This is a genomic window from Ensifer sp. MJa1, from assembly GCF_037026475.1.
GTDB lineage: Bacteria > Pseudomonadota > Alphaproteobacteria > Rhizobiales > Rhizobiaceae > Ensifer.
On the sequence record NZ_JAKUMO010000002.1, the window covers coordinates 186819 to 199463 of the forward strand.

Genomic DNA, 12645 nt, shown 5'->3' on the forward strand with positions numbered 1-12645 from the left:
CAACCGGCCGGGAGTTCGGCTTCATGCTCAGGAGACGCCGTTGAAGTCGGCGACCTTGAGGTTGTGGGTGCCGTCGAGCGTCAGCTCGAAATCGGCATCCGGATCGGCATCGACGCTGCCGCGGATCACGGTCACGTCGGCGCCGTCGCGGTCTTCGTGGGTGACCACGATCTGGCCCGCCCCGGTCAGCGTCGTCCCGGCCTTGAGCGTGAAGCCCTGCACGCCCGCCTGACCGGTCTTGGCGTCGATCGCCGCGAAGTCGATACGGTCGCCCGGCGAGAAGCCGTAGATCGTGTCGCCGTCGGCCGCCGCTATCGAGGTGAAGCGGAAGACGTCCTCGCCAAGGCCGCCATCGATGACGTTGACGGCGGTCGATGCGGTGATCTCATCGTGGCCCGAGCCGCCGATGAAGTTCTCGAAGCCGTAGATCGTGTCGGTGCCGACCTGGGTGCCGACCACCTGGCCGCGGCCCATGAAGCCGTTGCCGAGATCAACCGTCAGGTTGCCGGTGGCGACCGAGTAGTCGAGCGTGTCGCCACCCTCGCCGCCCCAGTAGCTGTCGGAGCCGTCGTTGAGCGTGGCGAGCACGGTGTCATGACCTTCACCGCCCCAGGCCCTGTCCGAACCTGCGCCACCTTCGATGACGTCGTTGCCGGCATCGCCGTAGATCAGGTCGTCGTCGCCGTTGCCGAACAGCATGTCGGCTCCGGCCCCGCCGTGGATCTCGTCGTTGCCCGATCCACCCGAGGCGACGTCGTCGCCGTCACCGGCCGTCAGCACGTCCTCGCCGTCCTCGCCGCGCAGCACGTCGTTGCCGGCATCACCGGACAGGATGTCGCCCGAGGCTCCCCCGAGCAGCACGTCCGCGGCCGCGCCACCGAGCAGAACATCCGCAGCAGCCGTGCCGATCAACGTGCGGGCAGCGACCGGAAGCGGCGTGCCAGTGCCATCGCCATCCCCGTCACCGGAGCCCGAGCCGTCTCCGTCGCCGTTGCTGCAGCCGTCATCGTCATCGTCATCCTGGTCGTCGTCGTCATCATCGTCGCCGCCGACCGGATCGTCATCGTCGTCACCGTCATCGCCGCCACCGACCGGATCGTCGTCGTCTTCATCCTCATCATCGAGCTCGTTTGTCTCGAAGATGTGTTCCGGAAGATCGGTCATGCCCGTGTTGCGGGCGATGATGTCGGCAAATTCCTGGCCGTCGATGATGTTTTCGTAGAAGTCGAAATTGTCGAAGCGGCTGATGTAGTAGAAGCGATCGGCCTCCTGCAGGCGCTCGAACTGCTCATGCAACACGATCCAGAAGGTCTGGCCGACCATGCCGTCATTGATGTGTTTCTCGGCAAGGCCACCGACCCAGAGGTCGACCCGGTCGATACCCTTGACGACACCGGTTCCGTTGGCCTGGATCGCGACCTGAATGCCCGGATTGATAGCCTGGAATGGGGCGATGTCCTGGGCCTGCAGCACGAGATCCGGGTAGGCCTGCTTGAACTGGTTGATCACCGTGTTGCTCAGGCCGTTGCGTGCCTGGAAATCCTCCCAGGACGTATAGGGCGAGAGGTCGCCGGCATAACCGCGCGCTGCGGCCACATAGGGATCCTGGGATGCCGCCAGGTCCATGCGGATCTGGTTGAGCGTGCCAAGCCCGACGTCCCAGCCGCGTGCCACGTTGAAGGAGAACAGGTCGGCACTGATGCGAACGAGGTCGTTGCGCACGGCGTCGACGATGTTGAAGTCCACCTCTTCGGCGGCTTGCGCGATCGTGCCGCCGAGGATGGCATTGACACCAAGCTGCTCGTAGCCGGGTTGCGGCACATATCCGGGAGGCAGCGGTGCGGTAAAGGCGCCGGCCTCGTTGGTCGGGTTGAGGAAGGCGTCGAACAGGGCGACCTGTTTCGGCAGGCCGTCGGGTCCGATCACCGTCATCGTCTGGCCGATCAGCGAATGGCCGACGCGATAGACGGCTGCGGCGAACTCGTGCGAGATGCCGGCCGACGCATCCGGATTGTACTCCTCGAAGCCGTGAGTTCCGAGGCCGCGGATGCCGCCGATCAGCATTTCGGCGAATTCGTCGAAGACCACGCGCTGATATTCAGCCTCGTTGATCATCTTGGCCGCCTGATAGAGCTCCTCGGCGGTGCCATCAAAGCCGGCGGCTTCCAGCCCTTCCACATGGAAGTTGTGGTTGCGGGCCCAGATGGTGTGCATCGAGGTCAATGCGAAGTTCTCGTTGCCGCGCCCATCGCCGACGACATAGTGGTCGAGCAAGCTGATGAAGGGGTTGGTGTCGAGAAGCAGCGCATGGGTGCTGCCCATGAAGTTGGACGTCATCGCCGGCAACATTGCCTGGTTGATCACGCCGTTGGTCACCAGACCGGCAAAGTAGGTCTGGAAGCTCACCTGGCCGCCCGGCAGCGAGGCCGAGTGGAAGACGGTGTTGTTTTCCCAATGGTGCATGATCAGTTCGCGCAGCGTCGGCAGCAGTTTGAAGTTGCTGTTCGACGGATCGGTCGCGCCTGCCAGCAGATGGGCACCGAGCCCGCCATTGCCATCGCCTTCACGCAGGAACTGTCCGACGAGTTCGTTCGAACCGTAGGCCTGGTTCTGGTCGACGAAGGCCGAGGTCTTGTTCAGGTGCTGCGGTACGCCGTCCTCATAGGAGGAGACCGTGCCGCGGGTCAGATCAGCCGGGTTGCCGGAGCCAGGAGCGCCGCCACCTGCCGCACCGATCTGGATCGTGCCATTTCCGCCCTTGCCGAGGAAGTCGAGGCCATGGTCGAAGTACTGGCCGAAGGCCATGAAGAAGATGTTGGCGTCCTTCCCGTTCTTCGGCAGGTCGGCTTCCTGGCCGCCGAGGATGTTGCTGATATTGCGCGGATCGAGGCCGGCAAAGATCGGATTGATGTCGTTGTTGCCGGTCGCCGGATTGTAGGCCCCGTAATGCGCATCGGTGAGGCGGATGAACGGCGTGTCTGCCGAACCCCATCCGGGATTGTCTTCATTGTTGCCCTCGCCGGAGAGTGTCCGGACACCGGTGAAGCCATCCGTGTCGTCGTCTTCGTCGAAGGCCGGCAGCCCGTTGACGAGGTTTTTGAGGCCCGCAAGGTCGTTCGGGGTGTATTCGAAGCGGCCCGAGATGCCTTCGTCATTGCCCTGGGTCGGAGGCGTGTTCTGGAACTGCGGCGGCACCGTACCGGTGAAGGTGATCGAGTGCGTGCCGTTCGTCAGCGTCTTCGAACCGTTGGCGTTGTTCGTCATCGTGTAGGTCGAAAGGTCGCTTCCGGGTGCGAGCTGGACGACATCCTGCGGCCGGATAGTGCCGACGATGGTGTCGTTGCCGCCGTTCGAGCGGAAGACGATGCGGTGGGCCGACTGCAGGTCGGAGAAGTCGACGGTATCGTTACCGGTTTCGCCGTTGACCGTGATCGTGTTGAAGTTGAGGCTGGTGCCGTTGAAGTTGCCAACCACGGTGACGGTATCGACGCCGCCCCCGGTGTTGATGGTGATCTCTTCGATATTGTCGAGTTCGGTGATCACGTTGCCGTCACGGGTGATGACGATTTCCGTTCCGGGCTTCAGGCCGGTGAAGCCGGCGGCGATCGCATCGGCAGCAGCGTAGACGACGAAGGCTTCCGCGGCATTGCTGCCGTTTATGATGATCCGGTCATTCGTGCCGGCGCCGCCGTCGACGAAGTCCCGACCGTCGTTGAACGGAATGCCGATGATGGTACCGGCCGTCCAGTTGATGGTGTCGTCGCCACCGCCGGCGAAGATGATGTCGTTGCCGGCGGCACCTTCAATCGTGTTGGCTGCATTGTCGCCGACCATGATGTCGTCGCCGGCATTGTCGAACCCGAGCCCGCGACCGCCGATGGTTCCGGTGGCATCGCGCACGACGTTTACTTGAGCGAGATCGCTGGCAATGCTGTCGCTGACCGAATAGTTGAAATTGCCGCCGGCCGTGCCGGTGTCGGTGATGGTGATCGTCTGGTTCAGCGGCTGCGGCACAGTCAGGCCAGCGACGGCCGCGACCTGGGTGATCGCCAGAACCGGGCCGTCGGCATCGACGTCATCGGCCATCAGCGCCCAGGTCGGGATGGTGAAGGGCACGTTGATATTGTTGGTAACGATGCGATCGTCACCGGCGACCGGCGCGTCGTTCACGCTGACGACGTTGATCGTCGAGGTGGCGACGTTGCTGTCCACGAGACCGTCATTGACGGTAACCGTGATGGTGCGGTCGTCGATCGACGGAGCGTTCGAGTCATTGCGATAGCTGACCGCCTGGATGGCGTTCTGATAGGCGGCAAGCGATGCCTGGCCCGTCAGGGTAACGGTGATGCGGCCGGCCACCGAAGTGTCGATGGCGCCGGTGATGCCGGCCGGCAGGCCGCCGACGATCAGCACGTCGCCGGCCGAGGCATTGGTGAGGACGATGCGGGCCGAGGCCATCTGTGCGACATCGTCGGTGATCGAAGGCTCGCTGGCGATCGAGATCGCTGCGCTGCCTTCCGTGAAGGTCTGCTCTACATCGACCGTTACGGGGTTTGCCGGACGGGTGAAGGTGATGGCGACGTTATCGACGACGACGACCTCGTTGGTCGCATCAATGTTGTTCGCGGTGAAACGAAGCACGCCATTGGCGCCGAAGTTCCCCGTCAGGGTGTGTGAGTAGCTTTGGTTGGGGCCATTGCCGGTGATGGTGTTCAGCAGGACGAAGTTGGTTCCGTCAGCCGCAAATTCCACGATGACGGATTCGGTGAGTTCCAAGTTGTCCGGATTGGCGGAGTAGGTCAGCGTGGCGGAAGTTACACCCGTCAGGTTGACCGAACGCTGAACGCTGGCCCCATTGCCGTCCTCAAACCGGAGGCCGCCGCCGTTGACGCGGATCTGGCCAGCGGCATTGGTGGCGCTGCCATCATCACCCGTTTCGGCCCAGTTATTGGCCCAGCTTGCGCTGGTGCTGCTGTTGTTATTGTAGGCGTTGGTCGCGAAGGTGTCGGATACCGCCAACGTATCAAAGGCGTTGAGCCTGAGATCGGGAGGCGTCAGCACGAAGTCGCCGTCGCTGAAGCGCAGCACCTCGACGTTTCTGACCGTGTCGACGCCGTCGGAGACAAGTGCCCGTTCGGTGAGAGGATCGATGATGGCCGACACTGTGACGTGGTCGACGCGGATCGAGCCGTCGCCGTTGCTGGTGATGGTGTAGTTCGCTCTGACGTCGTTGAAGGCAGCGATGTCGGTGTCTCCGGCGCCGTCGTCCTCCACGACCTCGCGAACGATATGCAACTGCGTCGGCACGATCGTTCGGGAGATCATCAGGTCGAAGAGCGATTTGCCGACCCAGCTCGGATCGCCGGCGTCAGTCGCGGTGAACACATGCTTCAGGCTGTCGACCGTGGAGATCTCGTTGGCATCGCTGTTGGCCGCACCTGGGGCGGTGATGCGGATGCGGACATTGAGCCACGCATCGCCGTCGAGGAAATCGTCGCCGCCGTTCCCGCGCAGGCTGTCCGAGCCGCCGCCACCAAGCAGGATGTTTCCGCTGTTGAAGGCGGTTAGCGCTTCGAGTTGGGCTGCCGTTGCGCCGACCGGCGCCGCAGCGACAAGGTTGCCAAGCAGTGCGCGAAACCCTTCGATCCGGTTCACGCCCGCCTGGGACAGTTCGTCGTTGAAGAAGATGCCTTCCGTCGTCGCAACGGTGTCACCAGGCAGGATGTCGCCGGCAACGCGGTCGTCACCCATCAGCGTGTCGTTATGGTTCCAGCCGGAAAGCGCTTCGACCTTGTCGAACCGGTTGCGCAGGATGTCTTCTTCTTCGGTCGTGAAGATCGGGATGCGCATGTCGGCGTATCCGTTCAGAGCCATGCCCTTGAAGATCGCCCAGTCGAATCCGAACATGCCTTCGTTGCGCATGACGCTTTCGCCCTGGACCATGATGTCGTCGCCGGACTCGCCGTCGAAGTCATGTTCCTCGCTGCCGGCGAACATGACGTCATGGCCCTTGATCGTCGAATTGAAGAACAGTTCGGAGTTGTCGCCTGCCGTGGTGTCGAAGCCGTCGCCGGCCTCCATCCAGTCGTCGCCCTCGTTGCCCATCAACAGGTCGACACCGGCACCGCCGAGAATGAAGTCGTCACCGGCACCGCCGAAGGCTTCGGTGTCGTCGACGCCGACGAAGACCACGTCCTTGCCGTCGCCGCCCATCAGCACGTCGAGGCCGTTGGAGTTGGCGATGACGTCGTTGCCTTCCTCGCCCTTGAGGAAGTCGCCGGTGTCGCCGCTGTCGGTGATGATGTCGTCGCCGCCACCGCCGTTGACGAGGTCGACGCCGGCGCCCGATTCGATCCGGTCGTTGCCATCGTCACCCCAGATGGCGTCATCGCCGAAATCCGTGATGATGGTGTCGGCGCCGTTCGTGCCGCCGACAACGACATGTTCGCCGCCGAAGGTGCGGAAGTAGTTCACGTCGGCGCCGGGCGTGTTCGGATCGTCGCGAATGACCTTGGTGAAGCCAAGGGCTTCCATGACCGGGTCGTTGCCGGTCGGGTCGACGCTGAGAGGATCGTCCGGCGCATAGTCCGCCTGCTTCGTCGCATCGACTTCGAAGACGAAGTCGTAATTGGCGAAGGAGTCGATACCGATATGTCGGGAGATGACGTCATCCGCCGTACCGCGGATACCGTCGGCGCCTGGGTCGGCCAGCGCCGTATTTGCGAGGATCATCTTGGAGAAGGAGTTCTGCTCCAGCTGGTTCAGGAAGTTCTGGCCCTGGGTTCGGGTCAGGTAGTAGAAGCGGTCGCCGTCCTGCAGCGCTTCGAGCTGAGCCTCGAAGACAGCGTTGAAGGTAGAGCCGAGCATGCCGCCGAACGGCATCTTCTTTTCAGCCAGGCCGCCGATCCAGAGGTCGATATTGCCGAAGCCGGTTTCCAGGCCCGTCCAGGCGCCGGTGCCGTTCAGGAAGGCCGTGCGGTCCCCTGCCACGCCGCCGCCGTTGAGATCGACACCAAAAACGAGTTCCATTGCCGCCGTACGCTTCTGCTCAAGCGTGCCGGTGATCGAGCCATGTGTGCCGTAGGCGGCGATGAAGTTGATCACCGACATCGGGTTCTTGAGGTTGGCAGCGAATTCGACCCAGCTCTCGTATGGCTTGAGGAAGGTGGAGCCGGTTGCGGCGTAAAGCTGCTCGCGCGCCTGGTTGAGCGTCGGCATGCCGGTGTCGCGAGCGCGGGCAATGTTGATCGATGCCAGGTCGAGCGGCAGGCCGAGCAGGTTGTTGCGCAGCGCGCCGGTGATGAATTCGTCGATCTCGTTGCCACGTTCGATCGTCATGCCGCGCACGATGGCGGCCGCCCCTTCGTCGTGCGAGATGGCGCCGTCATTGTCGAACAGGACCGGGTTGAGGAAGGATTCGACAAGTCCGAGCTCGTCTTCCATCGGATTGCCATTGGCGTCGAGGCGCGGCATGTTTTCCGTCAGCATCGAATGGCCGAAGCGGTAAACGACGTTGGCGAACTCGGCGAAGATCGACGGGTTGATGTCGGTGACCGAGTTGAAGACGAAGGGGTCGATCGCCGGCTGGATCTTGCGGCCGAACTCCTCGAAGACGAGGTGCTGGTACTGCATTTCGGTGGCGAAGCGGGCTGCCTGAAACAGCCGTTCACCATCCCAGGTCAGAGAATTTGCATAGGCCAGTTGTTGGAGCGGAGTGCTCGTCAGGAAGTCTGCTGGAAGCGCACCGATATCATTGGCCAGCCATTCGTTGATGAAGGAAAGGTTGCCACTCTGCAGGATCGTCAGTTTCTGGGTATCGACCTGGCGGTTGTGCTCGGAATGGAAGATGTGATGCACAGTCGTCAGGCCGATGTTCTCGTTGCCACGACCGTCGCCGGTGATGTAGTGCCGGTCGAGAAGTTCGTCGTCGTAGGCTGTTTGTTGGCCGCGGGCGTCAAAACCGCCAGAATATCCAAGTTCGTTATCGTCATCCTCTTGGAGCACGCCCCCGACGATGACAGGCGTCGCTGCATGCGCGATGTCATCCAAAAAGGCGTTGTTGGTGCGGACCGGGCCGAGGCCGCCATTGAGGCTGGAGAGCACGAGCGGCGCGTCCGGCGTGCCGCTGGCATAGACATCGTCATCCGTGAAGGGCGTCAGGTCCGGGCCGATGCTGGCCACGACCTGCGGGAAGCCGTTGGCATCGCGGATGAACTCGCCGTAGGGATCCGTGAGCAGCAGCGGCACGGCAGAGACATCTCGGTCAGAGAGCTCGATTCCGAGCATTTCGAGTGCCTGCTCCTTGACGTCGGCCCATGTCGCGAGGCCGCCTTCGTCACCGGTCAGGAGCCGGCCGGTTGCGTAAGGCCGGCCGTCCGTGCCGAGCGCATATTCGCGCAGGAAAACCTGATGCGACGCATGCGAGGTGTAGGTCTGGTTCTGGTCGACCCAGGACGTGGTGACGTTGCGCTGGGTCGTCTCACCGTCGGGGCCCGTAACCGGCGTCGCGCGCGTAAGTGCCATGAATCTGGTGTTCGGGCCGACCTCATCACCGGTCCCGGCGACGCCATCGGGTCCGAGAGTGACCAGTGGGTCGTCTGCCTGAAGGGGCACATAGATTGTACCATTGTTGCCCTTGGAGATCAGATCGAGGCCATGGTCGAAGAACTGGCCGAAGAACGTCATCCACGCGTTGAACGGCGCCGACAAGCCTTCGTCCGGCGCGACGTTCGGGATGATGAGCGTGCCGTCATTGCCCATCTCGATGCTGAGTGCGGCAAACTCGACGCGAAGTGCATCGAGAGCCAACGTGCCTGCGGCAAGTTTGTCTGCTGCCGGCAAGCCGGGATCGATTGCGGCCAGCGCGGCCTTGTAGGCCGTCACTGCACTTTGAGCGGTTTCGAGGTCGCCACCGACGCCATGGATTGTTTCGCTGCCGGCAAAGGTCAACGCGGCGACAATTGCTGCCGGGTTGTTGAAGGACATGTCGACGACGAGGTTGGAAATGATGCGCGGATCGGCATCGGCGACGTTTCCGGTGTGGCCGGCGTTGGTAGTGACGGCCGTCGGAGCGCCAATGACACCGTAGTCGGTGTTCGTCACAGCCGGGCCGCCGGGCGGGCCGAAGGGCATGGTGTCGTTATCACCATCGTTCATGTAGTTCGGGTCGAACATGCGCGGCATCGGCTGGTTGGCGGCGCCCCAGGTCTCGCGTCCCTCGACGAGGTTGTTGTAGGTACCGTCGACCGTACGCAGACCGTAGGGTGTCTTCGGATCCGGGATGGCCAGCACGTAGGTGATCGGGTTGCCGTTGATGTCGGTCGAGGGGTAGCCAGGGCCGCCGATGAAATTGCCGTCATCGTCATAGGCCGTTGAGGCGGTGATGACATTCCCGTTGATGTCGAGCCGAATGTCGGTTAGCGCAGCACCGTTCGAGTGTGCCTCGGCGATTTTGATCTGCTTCAGGATGAACGTCAGATCTTGCAGATTGAGCTTAAACGCGGCCATTTTCCCCTCCGTCGAGACAAAGCGATCCCCTCGGAACGACACCGGTCGTTCCGCTGATATGAGGTCGCATTCCTGATACTGGCCGCTATTAACGCACCAAGGGATCGCCCTGCGTAGAGAACAAAGTCCCGCGAGTTGCGCGACCAAAGGACGGACCATGTCGGTGACTTAGGTCCGGAGCATTTCTGGACCTAAGTCCTAATCCTTTCGGGACGATTGGCCATCGTTTGAGGATAAGACTTGGCAACAAGTATTGCAGGCAATTCACCAGGGTGAGGATTGGCGAGTGGCTTATTAAGGATTGTAGAATATAGTTTCCAGAGCAACAGACCGGGAATTTGTCATGGATTCCGCCAGAAACAATGCGAGGCCGGCAACGCGGATCTATTCCTTGGACTTGCGTCGGTCGGCCACCTTCAGAAATCTGCTTTCGTCCTTCCGGCGTCTGAGGCTCGAGACCCAGTTCATCATCATCGCGACATTCGTCGTTCTGACCCTGATGATCACGCTCGCCATCCTGGCCACCAATCGACTGGAGAAGACGGTGCTCAACAGCGTGGGTTCGCTCGGTGCAGGCTACATGGAAGCCTTCGTTGCGCCGCTGATTTCGAAGCAGGATATCGAACGTGGCAGGCTTCAGCCCGAAGTCGAGGAGAAACTGAAGGCCCTGCTCGACAACAGCGCCCTCGGCTTTCTCGAACTGAGGATCTGGCAGCCAGACGGCAGCATCATGTATTCGACCTCCGGCCTGGCGGTTGCCGAAAACGTGGTTTTCGGTGAATTGTGGCGCGCGCTTTCAGGCGAGACCGTCGTGGGGCGTGACGAACAGTCCCATCAGTTCGCGACCGGCAGGCAAAGCGGCATGGCCATCGAGGTCTATGCGCCGCTCGTTCGCGATGAGACAGGCAAAGTTGTGCTTGTCGGGGAGTTCTACGAGCGACCGGACGTTTTGATGGCGGAGCTCTCTGCCGCCTGGCGATCGACGATCAGTACCGTCCTGCTCGTTACCGTGCCGATGCTGGCCCTGCTCTTTATGATCGTGCGCAGCGGCAGTCGCGTGATCGACAAGCAGCATGACGCCATCAGGCGCAGCCTGATGCGCGCGGTAGAGCTTTCGAACCAGAACCGCAGGCTGCGCTCGGCCGCCGAGTCCGCCCGGCTCGAGGCCGGAAAACTCAACGAGATGATCCTCAATCAGATCGGCAGCGATCTGCACGATGGTCCGGTGCAACTGCTGACGCTGCTCAAGCTCAAGCTGAGCGACATTGCCGATCCGGTTGCCACAGACGACACACGCGAACCGATGCGCCACCAGGAGGTCGAGCGCCTTGTCTCCACCGTGACCACGGTGCTCGAGGATCTTCGCAACATATCGTCCGATCTGGTGTTGCCGGAACTCGACGACATGCCGCTCACGGACACGATCCAGCTTGCGGTCTCTCGTCACGTCGATCTCACGGGACGCGACATCGACATCGTCGGCATGATCGCATCGCAGACGGTCGATCCTCATCTGAACATCTGCGTCTACCGCTTCATTCAGGAAGCCCTGATGAACGGTGAACGTCATGCCCCCGGCAATCGGCAGCACGTGCGCTTCGCCACGAAACGCAATCGCCTGGTGATACGGGTCGTCGATGTGGGGTCGCCTCCAGGTGAGACGTTGCACCGCAGTCCCAGCCGCTCCGGTATCGGGACGCTCACGCAGAAGCGCCGGATCCGCGCATTCGGTGGAAGGATGCGCACCGTCCGCCGGCGCAACGGCACGGTTGTCACGGCGATCCTGCCGCTTGATCACAGCACCGGCGTTCTCGACGCGTAACGAACGAACGCCTGCCAGCCAACCGGACGGCACCATTGCTGGAGGTATTCTCCCCGATTGGGCGCGTTGGCGCAGGACGTTGGCCGGCAAGGCATTCAAGCATACTGGCAAGCCCGGATCATTGCGCAGCAGAAACTGGTTCTGCGCGCGCCATCATCATGACAACAATCGAAAACCCATAAAATTAACCTATATTTAAGCATGCACTTTAAAATGGAAAATTGTTGCACTACTATGCCTCTGTGGGATGAGGGACGTGCACTTGCTCGTAACCCATTTAGAGGAGGGGATTGGCGCTACCAAAAGAATATTGTTGCTTCCGCGCTGATGCGGGTGATGTATTGGAACTGAATACTTAAAAAATTCTCGGTGTATCCTCGTGCTTTAAGTGAGCATGTCCGGGTTTTCTGTCGTAATCGCCAAGAGTTGCGCAGAAATATTTGGGTACGCACAACTATTGCGGACGGAGATTTGCGTCTATGTGTATTTCAGTTGCGTTTGTTGATGATCACCCAATCCTGCTTGAAGGGTTGGTCAGTCTTTACTCCGGGAAAAGCGATCTGGAAATTGTCGCCAAGGGTGAAAATGCGGTCGATGCTCTGAGAATTGTCGAAGAACATTCTCCGCATGTTCTCGTGCTCGATCTGAGCATGCCGGGCGACGCCGTTGCAGCCATCGAACTGATTGCGCAAAAGTATCAGGATACGCGCGTCATCGTCTTCACCGCCAATTCGAGCATTGAAACGGCGATCCAGATCCTGAACTACGGCGTCTCCGGCTATGTGCTCAAGGGTAGCAGCGCTGGTGATCTCCATCAGGCGATCCGCACGGTCTATGACGGGGAGACCTTCATTTCCGCGGGGTTTGCCACCAAGGTCATCATGGCGATGAAGACTGCGGAGATGCGTCGGCGAAAACAGGCGCAGCAGCGCCTCAGCCTGCGTGAAGAGCAGATCGTGCGCCATCTGATGCGCGGCAGCACCAACCGCGAAATCGCGAGCTGTCTTGATATCAGCGAGAAGACCGTCAAGCACTACATGACGGTGCTGATGCAGAAGCTCGACGCCCGCAACCGGCTCGAGGTCGTGCTTGCGGCGCAGCGCCTGGAGGTGCTGCCCGACGGGCTCGCCGAGCGCAACGCGACGGGCCGGATCAACTAAGGCCCGCCTCCAGCAAGCGGCCGTGCGGAAGCTTGCACGTGGAAGTGCGCGCATTAGTATTCGAAGAGCAATGTCGGCGCGTTGCCGAGCCTGTCCCATCTCACAGTCTCCTGCAAACCGAAGCATCCAGCCCGTCGCGTTTCTCGTCTCCTTCGA

The 12645-nt window shown here is 61.5% G+C and carries 3 protein-coding genes; 2 read left to right on the forward strand and 1 reads right to left on the reverse strand.

The features are described 5' to 3' along the window. Positions 1-27: 27 nt before the first annotated feature. Positions 28-9507 carry a peroxidase family protein gene (locus MKZ91_RS03675; protein ID WP_336168091.1) on the reverse strand — a complete coding sequence of 3160 codons (9480 nt, stop codon included), beginning with the start codon at positions 9505-9507 and terminating at the stop codon, positions 28-30. Between the two features lie 343 nt (positions 9508-9850). Between MKZ91_RS03675 and MKZ91_RS03680 the strand changes: the two genes are divergently transcribed. Together MKZ91_RS03680 and MKZ91_RS03685 are read left to right on the forward strand one after the other, a co-directional pair. Next, positions 9851-11329: a sensor histidine kinase gene (locus tag MKZ91_RS03680; RefSeq protein WP_336168093.1), complete on the forward strand. Its 1479-nt coding sequence runs from the start codon at positions 9851-9853 to the stop codon at positions 11327-11329. 479 nt (positions 11330-11808) lie between these two features. Then, positions 11809-12489 (forward strand): response regulator transcription factor, encoded by a 681-nt coding sequence (locus MKZ91_RS03685; RefSeq protein WP_336168095.1) that lies wholly within the window; start codon positions 11809-11811, stop codon positions 12487-12489. Positions 12490-12645 lie beyond the last annotated feature (156 nt).

Coding starts and splice junctions, on each gene's coding strand:
- MKZ91_RS03675 (WP_336168091.1), bottom strand. CDS start 9,507: ATGGCCGCGTTTAAGCTCAATCTGCAAGATCTGACGTTCATCCTGAAG.
- MKZ91_RS03680 (WP_336168093.1), top strand. CDS start 9,851: ATGGATTCCGCCAGAAACAATGCGAGGCCGGCAACGCGGATCTATTCC.
- MKZ91_RS03685 (WP_336168095.1), top strand. CDS start 11,809: ATGTGTATTTCAGTTGCGTTTGTTGATGATCACCCAATCCTGCTTGAA.